Below are 21,018 nucleotides of genomic sequence, written 5' to 3'. Positions count from 1 at the left end.
TCAGGGGTGGCGTAGGTGGAAGACCACCCGGGGGCTGTGCAGGGTGCCTATGCGGGCGGTGGCGACGTACGTGCCGTCGTGCGCCTTCGGGCGTGAGGCCCGGCAGTCCGGCGCGGACCGGCGGCGATCCCAGTCGACCATGCGCACGTGGGGCACGCCGCGCCGCAACCGGCGGACCTCCCTGCGCTCGCCGCTCAGGCAGTCGGCCGTCGACCAGACGCGGTCGTCGCCCGAGGTGATGCGGACCTCCACCGCACGCGGCCCCACGTCCACCGAGCAGTCGACGCGGCCGGTGTTGACGACGGCGAGCAGGAACCTCGGCGTGCCCTTGCGGTGGTAGACCTCCGACTCGCCGCGAAGGCTGAGCACGAGGTCGGACTTCTCGCACGGGTCGCCGGGCCTGCGGGTGCGGGTGGGCGAGGGCTTCGGCGTCACGGGCGGGGGTGAAGGGACGGCGGCCTTGGCGGCGGGCGCCGGAGTGGTCGCGGTCGTGGACGGGGTCGCGGTGACCGTCGGCGGGCCGCCCTTCTGGGCCGCGCCGCCTTGCCGCCCGCCCGAGTTCGACCCCGACCCCCCGGACGCGCTCGTGCAGGCCCATGCCACGACGGCCACCACGACGAGGGCGCCGGTGAGCACCGACACCCTGCGGCGCCAGTAGACCTCCGGCCCCTCTACACCGACGTCGCCACGGAACGTATCCGGATCCATACTCACAGTATGGAGAGTTGTGAGCCGCCGGGTGTGTCGACCCGCCGATCCCCCAAAACCCCACCCTGAAACCCACCGCCATATCCGCCAAAACCCCCACCCGGTGAACGCTCATGGGGGGCCGCGCCAGGTTCTAGGCTCGAGCGCGTGGGAAACGGACTTCATACGGCCATCCTCGACTGGTACGCGGGCAACGCGCGGGATCTTCCGTGGCGGCGGCCCGAGGCGACTCCCTGGGGCATCCTGGTCAGCGAGATCATGCTCCAGCAGACCCCGGTGGCCCGCGTCCAGCCGATCTGGGAGGAGTGGATGGACCGCTGGCCCACGCCCGCCGCCCTCGCCGCCGAGCCGCCCGGCGAGGCCGTCCGCCACTGGGGGCGCCTCGGGTATCCGCGCCGCGCCCTGAACCTGCACGCGTGCGCCCGCGCGATCACCACCGACCACGACGGGCAGGTGCCCTCGACGTACGAGGAGCTCCGCACGCTGCCCGGCATCGGCGACTACACGGCCGCGGCGGTCGCGAGCTTCGCGTACGGCCGCAGCCACGCCGTCCTGGACACCAACGTGCGCCGGGTGCTGGCGCGGGCCGTCCGGGGCGAGGAGTACCCGCCGACGGCCACCACGGCGGCGGAGCGGAAGCTGGCCGAGTCGCTGATCCCGCCCCTGGGCGCGCCCCGGTGGGCGGTCGCGATCATGGAGCTCGGCGCGCTCGTCTGCACGGCGCGCACGCCCCGCTGCGCCGACTGCCCGGTGGCCGCCTCCTGCGCCTGGCGCCTGGCGGGACGGCCGCCGTACGAGGGCCCTGAGCGACGCGGGCAGACGTACGCGGGCACCGACCGCCAATGCCGCGGACGGCTCCTGGCGGTCCTCAGGGACGCGCACGGCCCCGTGCCGAAGGCGGCCCTGGACGCGGTGTGGACGGCCGACCCGGTGCAGCGCGAGCGCGCCCTGGACGGCCTCGTGGCCGACGGCCTCGCCGAGCCGCTCGCCGACGGCACCTACCGTCTGCCGGCCTGACCGTCGCGCGCCGGCGACCGTTCATCGCCCCCGGAGGCGCTCGACGGCGGCCGGGTTCTCGCCATGCGACCCACCTCTCCCGAAGACCCTCAAGTCCTTGAAGAGAGCTCGATCGACCGATCCCATTACGACGGTTTCACGGGCTTTCTCAGCCGACGACAGCCGGCGGCGCGGTCAGGCGGCGAGTTTGAGGCCGAAGGCCGTCAGGTTGCGGCGGGTCCAGTCGAGTTCGTCGGCCAGGGTGGCGACCAGGGCGGCGGGGCCCTTGCCCTTGGCGGGGGCCGCCAGGCCGTGGGCCTCGACCTCGATGTGCGCGCCGCCGCTGCCCGGACCGGCCAGGATGGCGGCCAGCGTGTTCTCCAGGATCGACTCGGTGCCGGGAACCTCGCCGGTGTGGTTGTGGACGTGGCCCAGCTTGACCACGGTCGCCCCGGCGTCGGCCACGCCGCGCAGCGCGGCGCCCGGCTCCTCGACGCCGCAGGTCAGGTGGCAGGCGTCCAGGCAGACGCCGAGGTACTCGGAGTCGATGCCGCACACGCGCCGCACGACCTGCTCGGTCGTCTCCAGGACGCAGCCCGGCCACGGCTGGAAGCCGACCCTGATCGTCTTGCCCGTGACGCTGTGCAGGCCGCGCAGTTCGCGCGAGAGCCGGTCCAGGCGCCGGGAGGCGATGGCGTGCAGGTCGGCGGGCCAGTCGCGCCGCCAGCCGATCGGAATCGTCGAGATGCTGCCGAACCGGACGTCCTCCGGCAGCAGGAAGGCGAGGATCTTCGCCAGGGCCATGGTGTACCGGTACCGCTCGGGCTTGGCCCAGTCGGGGCCGGGGCTGTCCTGGCCCATGCCGCGTCCGCCGGCGCCGTTGAGGCTGACGACCTCCAGGCCGCGCTCCTCCAGCGATCGGCGCAGCCGGACCAGCTCGATGCGGTCGGCGGTCAGATGGTCGGCGACCGCGGGGGCCAGCCACAGGCCGATGCCGAGCCGGTCGACCCCGAGCCGCCTGCGCACCGGCACGGCGTAGCGGGTGAGGTGCGCGATGAGGTTCTCGAGGTCCTCCGCGGGGTGCACGCCCGCGTTGTAGGACACGTGAACGAGCGTGCCGTCCTCATGGCTCAGACGCATTGCGTGCCTCCCAGGCGTACTACTCGTCGCGGGTTCCGTCGCCTCGCACGACCCGGTGGGGTCGCGCGGCGCGGCGGTGATCTCCTGCCTGCCGGGAATCCGGCCTGGCCCGCCCGAGTCTGCCCGGGGCGCGCCACCTGGCGCGTCCACCCGGCAGCGGATCCGCCGCTACGTCGGCGGGCGGATCTCGATCTGCCGCACCGTACTCAGTGGATCTTGTGAACCACTTGGTCGAGACTTGGCCCGATTCGCTCTACGGAGTGTAGTACTACCTTCGGTGGTGTCATAGCGAATCCCGTCAAAGTGATCTCACGAAATGCGAAAGACCCCCCGTGAGCCTGCTCACGGGGGGTCTTCGGCGGAAATTTCAGCCGAGCGGCCGCCTTACGGGTGCGTCCGGTCCACCGGACCGGCGGACGCGCCGGCGCGGCTGCCGGCGGTCGCGGCGTCGGCGATGGCCGCCGCCGAGTCCGGGATCTCCGGCTGGGACTTCTGCTCACCCGTGAAGGTGAACGTGGCGCTCTCGCCCTCGCCCTCGATCGCGATCTTGACGATCTGACCCGGACGCAGCTCGCCGTACAGGATCTTCTCGGACAGGGCGTCCTCCAGCTCGCGCTGGATGGTGCGGCGCAGCGGGCGCGCGCCGAGGACGGGGTCGTAGCCGCGGTCGGCCAGCAGCTGCTTGGCCTCCTGCGTGAGCTCCAGGCCCATGTCGCGGTCCTTCAGGCGCTGGTCCACCTGGGCGAGCATCAGATCGACGATCTGGATGATCTCGGCGGGCGTGAGCTGGTGGAAGACCACGGTGTCGTCGACACGGTTGAGGAACTCGGGCCGGAAGTGCTGCTTCAGCTCTTCCTGGACCTTGGCCTTCATCCGGTCGTAGTTGCCCTCGACGTCGTTCGACTTCGCGAACCCGACCCCGATGCCCTTGGAGATGTCACGGGTACCGAGGTTGGTCGTCATGATGATGACGGTGTTCTTGAAGTCGACGACCCGGCCCTGGGCGTCGGTCAGGCGACCGTCCTCCAGGATCTGCAGCAGTGAGTTGAAGATGTCCGGGTGGGCCTTCTCGATCTCGTCGAACAGGACCACGGAGAACGGCTTGCGCCGGACCTTCTCGGTGAGCTGGCCGCCCTCTTCGTACCCGACGTAGCCGGGCGGGGAGCCGAACAGCCGCGAGACGGTGTGCTTCTCCATGAACTCGGACATGTCCAGCATGATCAGCGCGTCCTCGTCCCCGAAGAGGAACTCGGCGAGCGCCTTGGACAGCTCCGTCTTACCGACGCCGGACGGGCCGGCGAAGATGAACGAGCCACCCGGGCGGCGCGGGTCCTTCAGACCGGCGCGCGTGCGGCGGATCGCCCGGGACAGACCCTTGATCGCGTCGTCCTGGCCGATGATGCGCTTGTGGAGCTCGTCCTCCATGCGGAGCAGCCGCTGGGACTCCTCCTCGGTGAGCTTGAAGACCGGGATGCCGGTGGCGGTCGCGAGGACCTCGGCGATGAGCTCCTCGGTGACCTCGGCCACGACGTCCATGTCGCCGGCCTTCCACTCCTTCTCGCGCCGGTCGCGCTTGAGCTGGAGCTGCTTCTCCTGGTCACGAAGGGCCGCGGCCTTCTCGAAGTCCTGCGCGTCGATCGCGGACTCCTTGTCGCGGCGCACCTGCGCGATCTTCTCGTCGAACTCGCGCAGGTCCGGCGGGGCGGTCATGCGGCGGATGCGCATGCGCGAGCCGGCCTCGTCGATGAGGTCGATCGCCTTGTCCGGCAGGAACCGGTCGCTGATGTAGCGGTCGGCGAGCTGCGCGGCGGCGACCAGGGCGGCGTCGGTGATCGTCACGCGGTGGTGGGCCTCGTAACGGTCGCGCAGACCCTTGAGGATCTCGATCGTGTGGCTGAGCGAGGGCTCGGCGACCTGGATGGGCTGGAAGCGGCGCTCCAGGGCGGCGTCCTTCTCCAGGTGCTTGCGGTACTCGTCCAGCGTGGTGGCGCCGATGGTCTGGAGCTCACCGCGGGCCAGCATCGGCTTGAGGATGCTGGCGGCGTCGATCGCGCCCTCGGCGGCGCCCGCTCCGACCAGCGTGTGCAGCTCGTCGATGAACAGGATGATGTCGCCGCGGGTGCGGATCTCTTTGAGAACCTTCTTCAGGCGCTCTTCGAAGTCACCGCGGTAGCGCGAGCCGGCGACGAGGGCGCCGAGGTCGAGGGTGTAGAGCTGCTTGTCCTTCAGCGTCTCGGGAACCTCGCCCTTGACGATCTTCTGGGACAGCCCTTCGACCACGGCCGTCTTGCCGACGCCGGGCTCTCCGACCAGAACGGGGTTGTTCTTGGTCCTGCGGGACAGGACCTGCATGACCCGCTCGATCTCCTTGTCGCGCCCGATCACCGGGTCGAGCTTGCCCTCACGGGCCGCTTGGGTCAGGTTGCGGCCAAACTGGTCCAGCACGAGCGAGGTCGACGGAGCGGACTCCTGAGGCCCACCTGCCGCCGCGGGCTCCTTGCCCTGGTAGCCGTGGAGCAACTGGATGACCTGCTGCCGGACCCGGTTGAGATCGGCGCCAAGCTTCACCAACACCTGAGCGGCCACGCCCTCGCCCTCGCGGATGAGGCCGAGGAGGATGTGCTCGGTGCCGATGTAGTTGTGGCCCAGCTGCAGGGCTTCTCGGAGCGACAGCTCGAGGACCTTCTTGGCGCGCGGGGTGAAGGGGATGTGCCCCGATGGCGCGGACTGGCCCTGGCCGATGATCTCCTCGACCTGCTGGCGCACACCTTCAAGACTGATGCCCAGGCTCTCAAGAGCCTTGGCGGCAACGCCTTCTCCCTCATGGATCAAGCCAAGAAGAATGTGCTCAGTGCCGATGTAGTTGTGGTTGAGCATCCGGGCCTCTTCTTGGGCCAGGACGACAACCCGCCGTGCGCGGTCAGTGAACCTTTCGAACATCTCGTCGCTCCTCACAGAGCGGTCAGGCAGCTCGGGATATCCGGGCCCGCCGCATCCGCATGCTAGCCCCGACCGGTGACCGCTCTATACACCAGACGTTCCCCGAGAGCAGGGCGTTCACGCTCCATCCAACTACTGTTAGGCGGCCGCGTGTTCCCGCTACGCCCGAAGCGAACGACGTTTAACACCGCTGATATACGCGAGCGCCCCGGCCGCGCACCGGGACGATCACTCACGCATAACGCGATCATGCGGCTATGGCGGCGATTGGTCCATCACCGCCACAGCCGACCGATCACAAAGAGCCGTCAGTGTGCCGCTTCGTACTGCTCCACGACGGAGGAGGCAATACGACCGCGCTCACTCACGGAGATGCCGTGGGCCTTGGCCCAGGCCCTGATCTCCGAGCTCTTTTCCCGGGACGGACGCTGCCCGCCACCACGCTTACGGCCCCGCACAGGCACACCCTCGGCCTTACGCGCGCCCGAGACGAAAGAGGACAGCGCCTCGCGCAGCTTCTTCGCGTTGTCGTCGCTCAGGTCTATCTCGTAGGCGGAGCCATCAATCGCGAAGTTGACAGTCTGATTGGCCTCGCCGCCATCGAGGTCGTCGATGAGTATCTTCTGGATCTGCGTGGCCATCTGGCAATCCTTTCGCAGAGCAATGTTCGATTCGTCTGCTAAACATATACCCACTAACCCTTGTTGACAATTCAAGGGCGGTGTCGATTGATGGAAGGGGGGACCGACCCGTCGGGGTCAGTCGGAAGCCCCGGACTTCTCCTGTGGTTCCGCCGCCTGCCGCAGGCCCGCCGCTTCGGAACGAAGTAGCTTGACCACGGCCACGATGACCACCGCAGCCACAACGCCGGGCGGTATCAACGCGGACAATACATCGCTCATTGATCCTCAGCTCCACGCGGGGGGCGGCATTCACCGCCCCCTACGCTAATTGTCACACGGTACCCCGCAGGTCCGTACCGCGGTCGCCTGATCAGGGGAGTCAGGACCGACTCTATCCCCACAGGAGGTCAGCACGGGTTGCGGGGCGGGCGCCAAACCCCGGCGAAGGACCGTTCCACAGCTTTCCCGATCTCATCAGTCCCCTTACCGGATGCCCCAGGAATGGCGAACCCCCGAAAACACCGGCGGAGCCCGCCACGGCGGGCCCGTCCGTGTCGATAATGCCGATGTAGACGGGGATCCGGTGACGACAACCACACGCCTCGGTCTTGTCGCGCGTCGCCTGTCCGACACCTTGTAGGCGGAGATTAGCGCGCCGGGACGCGTCCGAAGATGACGGCGGGCCATCCGGAGGCGGTAATGCCGCTGAGAACCACGGGCCGCGGGAAGTCGGTCTCGCGCTTCATCGCCGCGGCGGAAACGGCGGCGCCCTCCGCCGGTCCGCCGCAAGACGGATCTTCGTCGCCTTCTTCGCCGGGTGTCACTCCGTACAGGGAATGCGTCTCAAAGCCGCCGGACTGTGTACACACCGAACGTAATGACCGCACCAAGAACCAGAAGGCACGCCGATGACCGCCGCGTCAGGGTCGGCGGGGATTTCCATCGGAGAAGACGAGAGGCGCCGGCGATCGGCGTCAGGAGCGATGCCGGGATCGGCTACGCGGGGCCGCTATCACCGCCGAACGGCAGGGCCGGAGAGATGGACGCGGACGCGCGCGGCGGCGAGCCGGCGGCGTCCGACGGGCGGGCGGCACGGCCCGCGAGAAGGGACACGGGCCCGTGCGGACCCCGGTCGGCGTGAGCGCGGCCGTGCGCGCCGCTCTGCGGGACGTGACGCGCTCCGGCGCGATCCGGAGGGGGATGCTTGGGGTGACCGACTCGGGGCGGTTCTGCGGTCATCTGATCGCCTTTCGCGACAAGCGAAGGTGGATTCGGGTTCGTGCAAGGTCCTATCGCATATACAGGTCTGTCCGTTACCGATTCGCCGATGTTGGCGTCACCGATCGCGAAGTCCGGGGTCCCGCCCCGCCCGGGCGGCGGCCGGCCCCGGACACGCGTCAGGGCCGGAGGAGCACCCCCCGGCCCTGATACGGCGACGTAACTACTTGACCTTGACGACGACCGTGTTCGCGACCTTGTCGTGAAGGGTCTGCTGCAGCGGCTTGTCCCAGAACAGCCACAGGACGTTCACGAGCGCGAAGAGGCTGGCGATCCAGCCGAGGAACGGAATCCACTGGAGGAACCTCGGCCCGTAGAGGACGAGCGCGCGCTTGCCCACCACGTCGGTGGCGAGCGGCGACTGCACGGAGCCGCCCACCGGGACGACCTTGATGCCCATGGCGATCTTGCCGATCGTCTGGCCGCGCTGCCGGAGCATCAGGAATTCGTAGGCGACGTAGGCCACGCCGATGATGATCGCGCCGAGCAGCCCGGCGATGAAGGCACCGCCGCCCTCGGTGATCGTCCCCGTGCTCGCGTCGAAGCTCGGCGAGGTGACGAAGATGGCGGCGATGACCGCGGTGAGGATGAACGTCGGGATCGCGAGGATCACGGCGTCGATGATGCGGGCGACGAGGCGCTGCCACCACTCCGCCAGCGGCGCCGGCGCGCCCGGGGGGACCGGGCCTGCGGCGGCGGCACCGTACGACTGCTGGTAGCCGGGCGCCTGGCCGTACCCCTGCTGGCCGTAGCCCTGCGGGGAGTGCCCAGGCTGGTTGTAGCTCTGCTGCCCGTACTGCGCCTGCTGCTGGCCGTACTGCTCGCCGTAGCTCTGCTGCTGCTGGCCGTACCCCTGCTGGGCGTAGCCCTGGTCGCCGTACCCCGGCTGGGCCTGCTGCCCCTGCTGGCCGTACTGCTGACCGTAGCCCTGCTGCTGGCCGTAACCCCCCGCCTGCTGGCCATAACCCTGCTGCTGGCTCTGCTGACCGTAGCCCTGGTCGCCGTAGCCCTGCTGCTGGCCCTGCTGGCCGTACTGCGGCTGCTGCCCGTACGACTGCTGGCCCTGCTGACCCTGCTGGCCCTGCTGACCATAGGACGCCTGCTGCTGCCCGTACGCCTGGTCGCCGTAGCCCTGGTCGCCGTAGCCCTGCTGGCCGTAGCCCTGCTGACTCTGCTGACCATAGCCCTGACCGGCCGCCGCCTGGCCGTAGCCCTGCTGCTGACCGTACTGCTGACCCTGCTGGCCGTACTGCGGCTGCTGGCCGTACTGCTGGCCGTAGCCCTGCTGCTGGCCGTACTGGTTGGGGTGTTCCGATGTCGGCTGAGGACGGTGGACGACCGTCACCTCAGGATCTGCGTTCTGATGCCCGTATTGCGGAGATCCGGACGACGGCTGGTGGCCGTCCGGTTCGTCGCGGGGGTACGGCGGCTGTCCGGTGCTCACCGTGTCACCTCACTTCGGCTTCGCATGCGGCATATGTCAGACACGCATGCAGTGGTGTTGCCCAACGTAGCGACAGCCGCATCAACAGTCACCTTTCCACCAGGTCATCGCGAGGGTCAAGATCGGGGGACCAAATGGAGGAGCATCCGCGTGTTGCCGAGGGTGTTGGGCTTGACATGTTCCAGATCGAGGAACTCGGCTACGCCCTCATCGTAGGAGTCGAGCAACTCGGCGTACACCTCAGGAGACACCGGAGTGCCCTGGATGGGGGCGAAACCGTGCCTGGCGAAGAATTCGACCTCGAACGTCAGGCAGAAGACCCGCCGCAGCCCCAGATCGCGAGCCGCGTCGATGAGCGCGCCGACGATCATATGCCCGATTCCCATGCCACGGCAGCCGATATCGACCGCAACGGTGCGAATCTCGGCCAGATCCTCCCAGAGGACGTGAAGCGCCCCGCATCCGACGACCGCGCCGTCCCGTTCGGCGACCCAGAACTCCTGGACGTCCTCGTAAAGGGTGACCGTCGACTTGCGCAGCAGGCGCGGGCCGTCGCCGGAGTAGGTGTCGACGAGCCGCCTGATGGCCCGGACGTCGGGCGTGCGGGCTCGCCGCACCACCACCGTGCTGCCGGAGGGCACGGACTCCACGACCTGCTCCATGAAGCGCCAGGGTATCCTCCCGCGCGGGTCCGCCGCCGCCGGCGTTACCGCATCGATTCCGGGATCGATCGCGATATCGGGCTGCCCGAAACCCCGCCCCCTCGATATCGGTGTGGCGGATGGTGACGGAGTGAACGCGTGGCGTCAAAGGGACGGCGGCGCCATCCGCTTCGGCGGGATATGACGTTCCGCACAGTCGCGGACCTGCGCCACACGCGCCCGACATGGGGTCAAAAACGCGTAAACGCAGGGTAATGCCGCGCTGCCAGCACTTTGAGCGTGATCATCCTGTGATGTCTCGGTTGTGAAATCTCAACAGAATCCGCAGTTCCGGTTGAGGCGGAACCTGAGCTGCACTAGTGTCCAGCGTCGATACCGGTCATCGCACAGCGGTGGCCGCGCCGCCGAATCCCGGCCGCACCCCCGTAAGCGGCGGGAACCGGGGACCCAACGGCGCACGCAGGGGGCACGCCCCCGGCGGGCCGCCATCCCGGGGTGAATCCGAGAGGGAGGGCATGGACGTGTCCTCTGTGGTCGCGCGCTCGGTAGGGCTACTCCGGCCCGAACCCGTCAGCTAACCCGGTAGGCGGCCGAGGAGAGGAGCTCGTTGGTGCAGCCTAGGCGCACGCCTGGTAGAAGCGCGGGCAGGCATGCCCGTCCCAAACGTACGGAGCGCGCCCAAGCCGGCGGAGTCACCAAGCGTCTTTCCCGCCGGATCGCGCTCGTCACCGCCGCCCTGACCGTCCTGACGTTCGGCTCGCCGCTCGTGTCGGCGACCGCCGAGCCGAAGCCGAGCCTCAAGGACCTCAAGAACCAGGTCGAGAGCCTCTACGAGCAGATCGAGTCGCTCACCGAGCAGTACAACGGCCAGAAGGAACGCCTGAAGCAGGCGCAGCGCTCGGCCGAGCTCGCCAAGAAGACGCTCACGCGCAGCGAGACCGACCTGGAGGAGAAGCGCCGCCAGGCGGCCCTGTACGCCCAGGACGCGTACATGACCGGCGGTGTGGGCTCCTCCCTGGCGCTGGCGATGTCCGGCGACCCCGACGGCTACCTGGACCGCGCCGCGACCACCTACGCCCTCCAGTTGCAGCAGGGCGAGGAGGTCTCCCAGATCACCAAGTCCATGGACATCGCCGAACGCGCGAAGGAAAGCGCCAAGGCGCGCGAAGGCGAGGTCAAGAAGCTCGTCGCCGATCTGTCCTCACAGCGCGACAAGATCCGCAAGCTGGTCGCCAAGACCGAGAGCACGCTGTTCAAGCGGGCGCTGTCGCAGGCCGGGCAGACATACGGGCGGGCCACCCGCATCGACATCCCGATCCCGGGCCAGGGCAAGGCCGCCGAGGCCGCCAGGTGGGCGATGACCCAGCAGCTCAAGCCGTACGTGTGGGGCGCGGCGGGCCCGAGCACCTACGACTGCTCCGGCCTGGTGATGTGGGCCTACCAGAAGGTCGGCATCAGCCTGCCGCACTACACCGGCGACCAGTGGACGGCGGGCACGCACATCAACCGGGAGGACATGCGCCCGGGCGACCTGGTGTTCTTCTACGGCGACCTGCACCATGTCGGCCTCTACATCGGGGGCGGAATGATGGTGCACGCCCCGCGCACGGGTGACGTCGTGCGGGTCGTCCCGCTGGGCAACCGTCCATTCGCCGGAGCCGTGCGCATCGCCGACTGAGCCGACCGAACCGACCTGGCCGGGCCGACTGAACCAACCGTGCCGACCTGGCCGGGCCGACCGAGTCCGGCCGGGGCGGCCGACATCGGGCCGATACACGGGCCGACGCCGATGCACAGGCCGACACAGGATCGACTGACACAGGCGCACCCCGGGTGGTGGGCGACCGGTTCCCGGGGTGGCCGGCTCTCGCGGGCTGGATCGGCTAGATCAGCCTGCGGCGGGCCGCCCATGCCACGGCCTCGATGGCGGTGGCGACGCCGATGCGGTCGCAGATGCCCCGGAGGCGGCGCCGGACCGTACGGCCGCTGACGTCGAGCCGCCGACCCACACGGTCGACGGTCACGCCCTTGGCCAGCTCGGCGAGCAAGAGAAGATCATCGTCACTCAACCCCACGCCGTCTGATCCCGGGGGAATGTCATTCCCTCGGGAAACCAGATCCGGATACGCCATCGGGTGTCCTCCCCCACGACGAACTCGGCAACATACTGGAATGCTTCTGGCTCGCCCGTCAGGAACGGTAAACGCCACGTTCAAAGGTCGTCAAGCTCCGACCCTCCATAGGCGTTCCCTTCTTGATTGACATACCAGTGCATATGTGAACTACTCATGACATGTTCGCGAACCCGTAGGCTGGGGGCCGACAGGCGTGAAGATCGAGGAGGGCACCGTCCGGGGACGCGGCCCCGGACGCCCGCGATGCTGGTCGACGACGGGTTCGGCGGCGCGTACGGTGGGATCACCCCCGCCGCGCATATAAGATCAACGCGTCTCCGCCCGTAATTATCCGTGAAATCACTGGCCCATTCCGACCTTTTTCGGCCGAACTCGCCCGCGTACGGAAGGTGTCCCCGGGACCGGCTTTAGACGCTTTGGACCTCGCCCGGCCGCGTAATCGGCGCGGGCGCTTCGATATGGATCTCGGCCGATGCGCGCCCGCGCGGGCGAATGGGTCAGCTGGTGTTGCGGTTGTAGATGAGCCGCAATCCGATGAGCGTGAGCCACGGCTCGTGCACGTCGATCGAGCGCGCCTCGTCCACCACGGGGGAGGCGAGCGAGCCGGTGGCCACGACCGTGACGTCGTCCGGGTCGGCGGCGAGTTCGGGCGCCATGCGCTCGACGATGCCGTCCACCTGCCCGGCGAAGCCGTAGATGATGCCGGCCTGGAGCGCCTCGACGGTGTTCTTGGCGATCATCGAGCGCGGGCGCACGAGCTCCACCTTGTGGAGCTGCGCGCCCGCGGCCGCCAAGGCGTCCACGGAGATCTCGATGCCGGGGGCGGTGACCGCGCCGACGTACTCGCCCTTGGCGGACACGGCGTCGAACGAGGTGGCCGTGCCGAAGTCGACGATCACGCACGGCCCGCCGTACAACGTGATGGCGGCGAGCGCGTTGACGATGCGGTCGCTGCCGACCTCCTTGGGGTTGTCCATGCGCACCGGCACTCCGGTGCGCACGCCGGGCTCCACGATGACGGCCGTGACGTCGCCGTAGTAGCGCCGGCACATCTCACGCATCTCGTTCAGCACGGACGGGACGGTGGAGCAGATGGCGATGCCGCTGATGTCGGCGCCCTTGAGCAGGGGGCTCTGGCCGAGCAGCCCCTGGAGGACGACCGCGATCTCGTCGGCGGTGCGCCTCGCGTCCGTGGCGAGGCGCCAGTGCTCGATCAGCTCCTCGCCTTCGAAGAGGCCGAGCACGGTGTGGGTGTTGCCGACGTCGATCGTGAGCAGCATCAAGCCCCCCGTAGGTCCAGAGCGATGTCGAGTGCGGGCGCGGAGTGGGTCAGCGCCCCCACAGCAAGGTAGTCGACCCCGGTTTCGGCGACCTCACGCGCCGATTCCAGGCTGAGACCGCCGCTGGCCTCCAGGCGCGCCCTGCCGTCCACCAGGCGCACGGCCAGTGCGAGCTCTTCGACGGTGAAGTTGTCCAGCAGGATCTCCTCCGCCCCTTCCGCCAGCACGGGTTCGAGCTGGTCGATCCGGTCGACTTCCACCTCGATGGGCAGGCCGGGGTACGCCGCCCGCACCGCGCGGAACGCCTCGGCGACCCCACCCGCCGCCACCACGTGATTGTCCTTGATCAAGGCCGCGTCCGAAAGGGACATCCGGTGGTTCACGCCGCCGCCGCACCTCACCGCGTACTTCTCCAGGGCGCGCAGGCCGGCGAGGGTCTTACGGGTGTCGCGGACGCGCGCCTTCGCGCCGTTCACGGCCCGGACCCAGCGGTTGGTGAGCGTGGCGATCCCGGACAGGTGGGTGAGCAGGTTGAGCGCGGTGCGCTCGGCCGTGAGGAGGTCGCGCGCCGGGCCGGTCAGCGTCATCAGGACGTCGCCGCGCGCGACGCGCTCGCCGTCCTTCACGCGGCGCTCGGCCGTGAGGCGTCCCTGGGACGCGGCGAGGAACACCGCCTCGGCGACGGCGAGGCCCGCCACCACGCCGTCCGCGCGGGCCACGAGGTCGCCGACGGCCGGTTGACCGGCCGGGATGGTGGCGATCGTGGTCACGTCGCCCTCCTGGGCGAGGTCCTCGGCGAGGGCCGCGTCGATCACCGCGGCGACCGCCGCCGGGTCGAGGCCGGCCAGGGTGAGGTCCGCCTCCAGGTGACCGGAGATGGCCGTCTCCCCGGGCCCGCCTTCGTGCCGCCGGTACGTCATGCTCAGTCCTTCCTCGCCCAGGGTCACGTCCAGGTGCCCCAGCCATCCGGCATCGTCGCGCTCGGGGTGGTCCTCGCGCCAGTGGGAGCCGCGCGTCTCCTCGCGGGCCCCGGCCGCCGCGACGAGCGCGGTGGCCACCGTGAGCAGGTTCGTGGTCTCCCAGGACTCGGTGCACGGCTCGACGGTCACGGGGGTCCAGCGGGCGTCCACGAGGCCGCGGGCGACCTCCGCCAGGCTCGCGGCGCCGCGCAGCACGCCCGCGCCCGCGCTCATGCGGCCCTGGACGCGGGCGCGCGCCCGGGGGTCGACCAGTCCGGCGGCGCGGCCGTCGTCCACCGGCTCGCCGGGCGCGGGACGCTCGGCGGCCTCGGCGGCCTCGGCGGCAAGGTCGGCCGCGATGCGCTCGGCGAAGACCAGGCCCTCCAGCAGCGAGTTGGACGCGAGCCGGTTGGCGCCGTGCACGCCCGTGCAGGCGACCTCGCCGCAGGCGTACAGGCCGGGGACGCTGGTGCGGCCGCGCAGGTCGGTGCGGACGCCGCCGCTGGCGTAGTGGGCCGCGGGCGCGACCGGGATGGGCTCGCGCGCGGGGTCGATGCCGTGTTCCAGGCAGATCGCGTAGATCGTGGGGAAGCGCGTGCGCCACTTCTCTTCGCCGAAGTGCCGCCCGTCGAGGTGGACGTGGAGCGCCCCGGTCTCCAGCATCCTGCGCATGATCGCCTTGGCCACGACGTCGCGCGGGGCCAACTCGGCGAGTTCGTGGACGCCGGTCATGAACCGCTCGCCCGTGGCGTCGACCAGGACGGCGCCCTCGCCGCGCACGGCCTCGGAGATGAGCGGCTGCTGGCCGGTCGCGTCCTCGCCCAGCCACAGGACCGTCGGGTGGAACTGGACGAACTCCAGGTCCCGCACGACCGCCCCGGCGCGCAGCGCGAGCGCCACGCCGTCGCCCGTGGAGACCAGCGGGTTGGTGGTGGCGGAGTAGACCTGGCCCATGCCGCCGGTGGCGAGCACGACGGCGCCCGCGCGGACCGCGCCCACGCCGTCCCTGGCGCCCTCGCCCATCACGTGGAGGGTGATCCCGCGGGCGGCGCCGGATGCGTCCTTGAGCAGGTCCAGGACGAGCGCGTGCTCGATGATCTCGATGCCGCCGCACTCACCGGGCCCCGGCGCCGCCGCCCGCACGGCCTCGACGAGGGCCCGCTGGACCTCGGCGCCGGTCGCGTCGCCGCCGGCGTGGACGATGCGGTCGCGGTGGTGGCCGCCCTCGCGGGTGAGCTGCAGCCTGCCGCCGGGGTCGCGGTCGAAGCGCGCGCCGTGCCGCATGAGGCGGCGCAGCGCGTCCGGCCCTTCGGTGACCAGGGTATGGACGGCGCGCGGGTCGCAGAGGCCGACCCCGGCGACCAGCGTGTCGCCGAGGTGCTCGTCGGAGGAGTCGGCGGGGTCGAGCACGGCGGCGATCCCGCCCTGCGCCCAGCGCGTGGAGCCTGCGGACAGCACGTCCTTGGTGACAACCAGCACCCGGGCGCCGGGGGCCAGTTCGGCGTGGTGGAGCGCCACGGTGAGACCGGCGATGCCGGACCCCACAACGACGACGTCGGCGTGGACGGTCCAGCCGGGGGCGGGCGCGGTGAGCCGCCGGGGGATGGGCGGGTGGGACATGGATCGCTCCCCTCATATTCGTCAAGATGACGATAAAGGACGAGGCACGAAGGCGAGGCAGAGGGGGTGGGACAAAAGGTGTTATCGCAGGTGAAAGCCCAAAGTACCGGACTAGGGGACGGTGAGCACGACGTTGTCGATGAGGCGGGTGCCCCCCACCTTGGCGGCCACGACGAGGATCGCCTCCCCCTCGTGGTCCGCGCCGACGGCGGCGAACGTCGCCGGGTCGACCAGGCTCAGGTAGTCCAGCGCCAGCGGAGGGTCGGCCACGGCCGCGGCGTCCAGCACGGCCCGCGCCGCGCCGAGGACGTCCTCGGGACGCTTGTGCGCCGCGCCCTCGCGCAGCGCCGCCGAGAGCGCCAGGGCCGTGGCGCGGTCGGCGGGCGAAAGGTAGCGGTTGCGGCTGGACAGGGCGAGCCCGTCCGGCTCCCGGACCGTCGGCGCGCCCACGATGGTGATCGGCAGGTCGAGGTCGGCGACCATGCGGCGGATCATCGCGAGCTGCTGGGCGTCCTTCTGCCCGAAGACCGCGACGTCGGGCCTGACCAGGTTGAACAGCTTGAGGACGACCGTCAGCACGCCGTCGAAGTGGCCCGGCCGGAACGCGCCCTCGACGATCGTGCCCATCTGGCCGGACGAGATGCCGACCTGCCGGTCGGGCAGGTAGATCTCGTCGGCCGCCGGGGCGAAGACCAGCTCGACGCCCTCGGCCGCGCACACCTCCAGGTCGGCGTCGAACGTCCGGGGATAGCGGGAGAAATCCTCGTTCGGGCCGAACTGCAGAGGGTTGACGAAGATGCTCACCGCGACGTGCCCGGCGCGCTCGCGGGCGAGACGGATCAGCGAGCGATGCCCCTCGTGCAGCGCCCCCATCGTGGGGACCAGCGCGAGCGTCCGAGACCCCTCGGAGGTGCTTTCGGCTCCGACGCCGAGCGCCGCACGGGCCGCGAGGAGCTCGGAACGGTCATGCGCGACGATCACGTCCACGCGTCACCTCCAGGGGTCTGCGGCCGGGCGCCCGGCCCTGCCGCGGGGGTCTCTGCGGTTCTCCCGGCCGAGCCGGGCGTGCCGGGGGTCACGTCCATGTGTTGCCGCCGAGCGCGTCGAGCAGGCGCTCGGCGGCCTCGGGCTTCAGCAACCCGGCCGCGAGAGCGCGGTCGGCGGTGAGCCGGGCCAGCGCGATGTACGCGTCCGCGGCCTCGGGCGCGGCGAGGATCAGCGCGTCGACGTGCTTGCGCACGGTGCCCGCGTCGCCGCGCACGACCGGCCCGGTGAGCCCGGACAGGCCGAGGCGCAGCGCGTTGTCCAGGGCCGCGCCGAGCAGGGGCCCGAGCATGCGGCCGGGGTGCTCCACCCCGATCTTCCTGAGCAGTTCCTGCGACTCGGCGATCAGCGTGACCATGTGGTTGGCGGCGCCGGCCAGGGCCGCGTGGTAGAGCGCGCGGTCCTCGTCCGCGACCCACACCGGCTCGCCGCCCATCTCGATGACCAGGGCCTCGGCGACGGGCCTGAGCGCCTCGGGCGCAGTGACGCCGAACGAGCAGCCCACGAGACGGCGCAGGTCGTCGTCCCTGCCGGTGAAGGTCATCACGGGGTGGATCGCGAACGGCAGCGCGCCGACGGCCGTGGCCGGTTCGAGGACGCCGAGGCCGTACGCGCCGCTGGCGTGCAGGAGCATCTTGCCGCGCAGGTCCACGCCGGTGGCGGCGAGGCCGGAGACGAGGCCGGGCAGCACGTCGTCCGGGACGGTGAGCAGCACCAGGTCGGCCTGGTGGATGACGTCCTCGGGCCGGGACAGGCCGACGCCGAGACGGTCGGCGGCCCGGCGGCGCGACTCCTCGGACACCCCGGCGGCGGCCGCGACGTGATGCCCGGCCTGCTCGAGCGCGGCACCGAGCACCGAGCCCACCCGCCCGGCGCCGAGCACGCCGACGGCGAGGCGTCCCGGCCGGTCGCTTGTCCGCATCACGTTCCCGTTCACCCTCGACGTATCGAAACCCAGTCGTCCAGCGTAACGGGCACGCCCCAGGCCGCCGTGGTTCGGCTCCTCTTGGCCGCTTTTCCGGGCGAATCACCCCTGTCGATCAAGGCGGCCAAGAGGTCGGTCAAAGCGCGCCGTCAATCTTGGTAGCGTCCAGTGCCGTGTGGGTGACGTGGCGGGAGGCATTCCAGCGGGCGCTTTACGGCGAAGACGGCTTTTACATGCGAGAGCGCCCTTCCGGCCACTTCCGCACGTCCGTCGGCGCCTCTCCCGTGTTCGCCGCCGCGGTGCTGCGCCTGCTGATCACCGTGGACGCCCGGCTGGGCCGCCCCGACCGGCTCGACCTGGTCGACGTCGGCTCGGGGGACGGCCTGCTCGTCGCCGAGATCCTGCGCGTGGCCGAGCCGGAGCTCGCCGCGCGCCTGCGCGTCACGGCCGTCGACCTCTCATCGCGGCCCGCGGGCCTTCCCGAGGAGATCACCTGGACGGCCGTGCTCCCCGAGACCGTCACCGGGCTGGCGATCGCGAACGAGTGGCTGGACAACGTGCCCGTCGACATCGCCGAGCAGACGCCCGAGGGCCCGCGGCTCGTCCTCGTCGACCCGCGGACGGGTGCGGAGCGGCTGGACGGCCCGCCGGAGGAAGCCGACCGGCTCTGGCTGGAGCGGTGGTGGCCGCTCGGCTCGACGGGCCTGCGCGCCGAGATCGGCAGGCCGCGCGACGAGGCGTGGGCGGCGGTCGTGAGCCGGCTCGCGCGCGGGCTCGCGGTGGCCGTCGATTATGCACACCCTGTGGATAACCGTCCGCCCCTGGGCACGCTGGCCGGGTACCGCGACGGGGCTTGCGTACCCGCCATACCCGACGGGTCCTGCGATATCACCGCACACGTCGCGCTGGACGCGTGCGCGGCGGCGGGCGAGCGGGCCGGCGCGATGTCCACAACGTTGACCACGCAACGACAGGCCCTGCGCGATCTGGGCGTCACCGGAGCCCGGCCCCCGCTCAGCCTCGCGGGCACCGACCCCGGCGGCTATCTGCGGGCGCTCGCCCGCGCGTCCGAGGAGGCCGAGCTGATCGACCCGGACGGCCTCGGGGGCTTCGGCTGGCTGGGCCAGTGGAAGACCTGACCGGCCCCCAGCCAACTCGACCGGGCCGCCGGCCTCGGTACGCTCGACCGCCTCCGGAGCCCTCTCAGCCCGTGGTGACCTTCAACGACTCCAGGCCGCGGATGACGTAGTTCGGCTTCCAGGCCGGTTCCTCCACGAGCTCCAGCTTGGGAGCCGTCCGCAGCAGCGCGCCGAACGACTCGGCGAGCTCCACGCGGGCCAGGGGCGCGCCCAGGCAGAAGTGGATGCCCGCCCCGAACGAGATGTGCGGGTTGTCCGTGCGGCCCACGTCCAGCCGGTCCGGGTCCGCGAACACCTCCGGGTCGCGGTTGGCCGAGCCGAACAGCAGCGCCACCTCGACGCCCTTGGGGATCTCCACCCCGCCGATGGTGATGTCCTGAAGCACCCAGCGCTCGAACATCTGCAGCGGGGTGTCGTAGCGCATCAGCTCCTCCATCGCCGAGGGCAGCAGCGAGAGGTCGGCGCGCAGCCGTTCGAGCTCGGCGGGGTTGCGGAACAGCGACCACCAGCCGTTGCCGGTCACGTTGACGGTGGCCTCGTGCCCCGCGTTCAGCAGCAGCACGCAGGTGCCGATCAGCTCCTCCTCGGTGAGCCGGTCGCCCTCGTCCACGACCTGCGCGAGCGCGCTGATCAGGTCGTCCCCGGGGTTCGCCCGGCGCGCGGCGGCGAGCCCGGCGAGGTAGTCGGAGAACTCCGACGCCGCGCGGACGGCCGTGTGGGCGGCCTCGTCCGACGGGTTCAGCTCGTACATGCCGCAGATGTCCGCCGACCACGGGCGCAGCAGGTGGCGGTCGGACTCGGGCACGCCCAGCATCTCGGCGATGACGGTCACGGGCAGCGGCTCGGCGACCTCGGCGATCAGGTCGCCGCCGCCGCGCTCGACGAAGGCGTCCACCAGTTCCCCGGCGATGCGCCGGACGCGGGGACGCAGCTCCTCGACCATGCGCGGCGTGAAGGCCTTGGACACCAGGCGGCGCAGCCGGGTGTGGACGGGCGGCTCGACGTCCAGCATCCCGGCGCGGACGACCCGCCAGAACGGCTCCTGGAACTCCGGCTCGGCCGCCCGGCCGAACTCCTCGTGCGAGGCCACGTGCAGGTAGGACCGGCCGAGCCGGCGGTCGCGCAGTGCCGCGTTGACGTCCTCGTGGCGGGCCACGAGCCACTGGCCGGTGGGCTCGAAGAAGCTGACCGGCGCGGTCGCGCGGAGCTCGCGGTAGACGTCGTACGGGTGGGCGACGAACTCGGGGTTCCATGGGTCGAACTGCACGAAGCCATCGTAAACGCGAAATTTCCCGCAAAACATCCAGCTCAGGCGGCTGCCGCCTCAGGCCCGCCCTTCCGGCTCCGGCGCCTCCTCGTACCGCTCGCGCAGCTCCACCGGGCGCTGCCGCCCCGCCCGCCTGCGCGCGTGGATGTTCAGCAGCTCCACGACCAGCGAGAACGCCATCGCGAAGTAGATGTACCCCTTGGAGATGTGCTGCTCGAAACCCTCGGCGATCAGCACGACGCCGATCAGCACCAGGAACGACAGCGCGAGCATCTTGATACTCGGATACCGCTCGACGAACTCGCTGATCGGCCGGGCCGCGATGAGCATGACGATCACCGCGACGATGACCGCCGCGATCATGACGCCGAGCTGGTCCACCATACCGACGGCCGTGATCACCGAGTCCAGCGAGAAGACTACGTCCAGCAGCATGATCTGCACGATCACGGCCCCGAAGGACGCCGCCACCCGGCCGCTGGAGTGCCCAGAGGCGCCCTCCAGGCTGTCGCCGATCTCGAACACGCTCTTGCCCAGCAGGAACAGCCCTCCGAGGATCAGGATCAGATCTCGCCCGGATATCCCGTGCTCGAACACCTCGAACAGCGGCGTGGTCAGACGCACCACCCAGGACAGCGCCAGCAGCAGCGCCAGACGACTGAGCAGCGCCAACCCGAGGCCCACCTTGCGGGCCCGGTCGCGTTGCTCGGGCGGTAGTTTCCCGGCGAGGATCGAGATGAAGATGATGTTGTCGATGCCCAGAACGATCTCCAGGGCGACCAGGGTGAAGAACCCGATCCAGATCGTGGGGTCGGCAACCCAATCCATGAACACTCCTCCAGATCCGCGCACGTCACG

17 protein-coding genes and 1 riboswitch are annotated in these 21,018 nt (G+C 70.5%); of the genes, 3 read left to right on the top strand and 14 right to left on the bottom strand.

Annotated features, from left to right (window positions below; all coding sequences use genetic code 11):
* Positions 1-708, bottom strand: a complete 708-nt coding sequence (locus AB0H21_RS38050) for a hypothetical protein (RefSeq protein ID WP_358526496.1) — start codon at positions 706-708, stop codon at positions 1-3.
* A gap of 147 nt (positions 709-855) precedes the next feature.
* Between AB0H21_RS38050 and AB0H21_RS38045 the strand changes: the two genes are divergently transcribed.
* Positions 856-1,725 carry an A/G-specific adenine glycosylase gene (locus tag AB0H21_RS38045; RefSeq protein WP_358526494.1) on the top strand — a complete coding sequence of 290 codons (870 nt, stop codon included), beginning with the start codon at positions 856-858 and terminating at the stop codon, positions 1,723-1,725.
* Between the two features lie 174 nt (positions 1,726-1,899).
* Here AB0H21_RS38045 and AB0H21_RS38040 read toward each other — a convergent pair whose 3' ends face one another.
* From AB0H21_RS38040 to AB0H21_RS38015, 6 genes are all read right to left on the bottom strand, one after another.
* A complete protein-coding gene (locus AB0H21_RS38040) occupies positions 1,900-2,844 on the bottom strand; it encodes a TIM barrel protein (RefSeq protein ID WP_358526492.1) in 945 nt (314 codons plus the stop codon).
* Between the two features lie 384 nt (positions 2,845-3,228).
* Complete coding sequence (locus AB0H21_RS38035; protein WP_358526490.1) at positions 3,229-5,784, bottom strand: ATP-dependent Clp protease ATP-binding subunit; 2,556 nt, start codon at positions 5,782-5,784, stop codon at positions 3,229-3,231.
* Positions 5,785-6,092: 308 nt separating this feature from the next.
* Positions 6,093-6,425 (bottom strand): Lsr2 family protein, encoded by a 333-nt coding sequence (locus AB0H21_RS38030; RefSeq protein ID WP_358526489.1) that lies wholly within the window; start codon positions 6,423-6,425, stop codon positions 6,093-6,095.
* A 117-nt stretch (positions 6,426-6,542) separates the two neighbouring features.
* Positions 6,543-6,686: a hypothetical protein gene (locus AB0H21_RS38025; RefSeq protein WP_358526488.1), complete on the bottom strand. Its 144-nt coding sequence runs from the start codon at positions 6,684-6,686 to the stop codon at positions 6,543-6,545.
* Positions 6,687-7,848: 1,162 nt separating this feature from the next.
* A complete protein-coding gene (locus tag AB0H21_RS38020; RefSeq protein ID WP_358526486.1) occupies positions 7,849-9,129 on the bottom strand; it encodes an RDD family protein in 1,281 nt (426 codons plus the stop codon).
* Between the two features lie 116 nt (positions 9,130-9,245).
* Positions 9,246-9,791: an amino-acid N-acetyltransferase gene (locus AB0H21_RS38015; protein WP_358526484.1), complete on the bottom strand. Its 546-nt coding sequence runs from the start codon at positions 9,789-9,791 to the stop codon at positions 9,246-9,248.
* 403 nt (positions 9,792-10,194) lie between these two features.
* Positions 10,195-10,396, top strand: a riboswitch (cyclic di-AMP (ydaO/yuaA leader).
* A gap of 5 nt (positions 10,397-10,401) precedes the next feature.
* On the opposite strand from AB0H21_RS38015, the gene AB0H21_RS38010 reads away from it, so the two are divergent.
* A complete protein-coding gene (locus tag AB0H21_RS38010) occupies positions 10,402-11,469 on the top strand; it encodes an NlpC/P60 family protein (protein ID WP_358526482.1) in 1,068 nt (355 codons plus the stop codon).
* A gap of 205 nt (positions 11,470-11,674) precedes the next feature.
* On the opposite strand, the gene AB0H21_RS38005 is transcribed toward AB0H21_RS38010, so the two are convergent.
* The 5 genes from AB0H21_RS38005 to AB0H21_RS37985 form a co-directional block, all read right to left on the bottom strand.
* Positions 11,675-11,839 carry a LuxR C-terminal-related transcriptional regulator gene (locus AB0H21_RS38005; RefSeq protein ID WP_307837838.1) on the bottom strand — a complete coding sequence of 55 codons (165 nt, stop codon included), beginning with the start codon at positions 11,837-11,839 and terminating at the stop codon, positions 11,675-11,677.
* A gap of 584 nt (positions 11,840-12,423) precedes the next feature.
* Entirely contained in the window at positions 12,424-13,206 is a 783-nt protein-coding gene (locus AB0H21_RS38000) for a type III pantothenate kinase (RefSeq protein WP_358526480.1), read from the bottom strand.
* Positions 13,206-15,785 carry an L-aspartate oxidase gene (locus AB0H21_RS37995; RefSeq protein ID WP_358526479.1) on the bottom strand — a complete coding sequence of 860 codons (2,580 nt, stop codon included), beginning with the start codon at positions 15,783-15,785 and terminating at the stop codon, positions 13,206-13,208. The genes AB0H21_RS38000 and AB0H21_RS37995 overlap by 1 nt, the downstream gene beginning before the upstream one ends.
* A gap of 111 nt (positions 15,786-15,896) precedes the next feature.
* A complete protein-coding gene (gene panC, locus AB0H21_RS37990) occupies positions 15,897-16,772 on the bottom strand; it encodes a pantoate--beta-alanine ligase (RefSeq protein WP_358526478.1) in 876 nt (291 codons plus the stop codon).
* Positions 16,773-16,860: 88 nt separating this feature from the next.
* Complete coding sequence (locus AB0H21_RS37985) at positions 16,861-17,751, bottom strand: DUF2520 domain-containing protein (protein WP_358526512.1); 891 nt, start codon at positions 17,749-17,751, stop codon at positions 16,861-16,863.
* A 236-nt stretch (positions 17,752-17,987) separates the two neighbouring features.
* On the opposite strand from AB0H21_RS37985, the gene AB0H21_RS37980 reads away from it, so the two are divergent.
* Positions 17,988-18,893, top strand: a complete 906-nt coding sequence (locus AB0H21_RS37980) for an SAM-dependent methyltransferase (protein WP_358526476.1) — start codon at positions 17,988-17,990, stop codon at positions 18,891-18,893.
* Positions 18,894-18,957: 64 nt separating this feature from the next.
* On the opposite strand, the gene AB0H21_RS37975 is transcribed toward AB0H21_RS37980, so the two are convergent.
* Together AB0H21_RS37975 and AB0H21_RS37970 are read right to left on the bottom strand one after the other, a co-directional pair.
* Positions 18,958-20,160, bottom strand: a complete 1,203-nt coding sequence (locus AB0H21_RS37975) for a cytochrome P450 (RefSeq protein ID WP_358526474.1) — start codon at positions 20,158-20,160, stop codon at positions 18,958-18,960.
* A gap of 57 nt (positions 20,161-20,217) precedes the next feature.
* On the bottom strand, positions 20,218-20,988 hold the full coding sequence (locus tag AB0H21_RS37970) for a TerC family protein (RefSeq protein WP_358526473.1): 771 nt from the start codon (positions 20,986-20,988) through the stop codon (positions 20,218-20,220).
* Positions 20,989-21,018 lie beyond the last annotated feature (30 nt).

The sequence above is a fragment of the Sphaerisporangium sp. NPDC051011 genome, from assembly GCF_040653595.1.
Classification (GTDB): Bacteria; Actinomycetota; Actinomycetes; order Streptosporangiales; family Streptosporangiaceae; genus Sphaerisporangium.
Note: the sequence above shows the minus strand (reverse complement) of the source record. Positions and strands in the feature narration are given on the sequence as shown.

Excerpts from the sequence above, each read along its gene's own strand:
- AB0H21_RS38050 (WP_358526496.1), bottom strand. The coding sequence starts at position 708 with ATGGATCCGGATACGTTCCGTGGCGACGTCGGTGTAGAGGGGCCGGAG.
- AB0H21_RS38040 (WP_358526492.1), bottom strand. The coding sequence starts at position 2,844 with ATGCGTCTGAGCCATGAGGACGGCACGCTCGTTCACGTGTCCTACAAC.
- AB0H21_RS38035 (WP_358526490.1), bottom strand. The coding sequence starts at position 5,784 with ATGTTCGAAAGGTTCACTGACCGCGCACGGCGGGTTGTCGTCCTGGCC.
- AB0H21_RS38030 (WP_358526489.1), bottom strand. The coding sequence starts at position 6,425 with ATGGCCACGCAGATCCAGAAGATACTCATCGACGACCTCGATGGCGGC.
- AB0H21_RS38025 (WP_358526488.1), bottom strand. The coding sequence starts at position 6,686 with ATGAGCGATGTATTGTCCGCGTTGATACCGCCCGGCGTTGTGGCTGCG.
- AB0H21_RS38015 (WP_358526484.1), bottom strand. The coding sequence starts at position 9,791 with ATGGAGCAGGTCGTGGAGTCCGTGCCCTCCGGCAGCACGGTGGTGGTG.
- AB0H21_RS38000 (WP_358526480.1), bottom strand. The coding sequence starts at position 13,206 with ATGCTGCTCACGATCGACGTCGGCAACACCCACACCGTGCTCGGCCTC.
- AB0H21_RS37995 (WP_358526479.1), bottom strand. The coding sequence starts at position 15,785 with ATGTCCCACCCGCCCATCCCCCGGCGGCTCACCGCGCCCGCCCCCGGC.
- AB0H21_RS37985 (WP_358526512.1), bottom strand. The coding sequence starts at position 17,751 with ATGCGGACAAGCGACCGGCCGGGACGCCTCGCCGTCGGCGTGCTCGGC.
- AB0H21_RS37980 (WP_358526476.1), top strand. The coding sequence starts at position 17,988 with ATGCGAGAGCGCCCTTCCGGCCACTTCCGCACGTCCGTCGGCGCCTCT.
- AB0H21_RS37970 (WP_358526473.1), bottom strand. The coding sequence starts at position 20,988 with ATGGATTGGGTTGCCGACCCCACGATCTGGATCGGGTTCTTCACCCTG.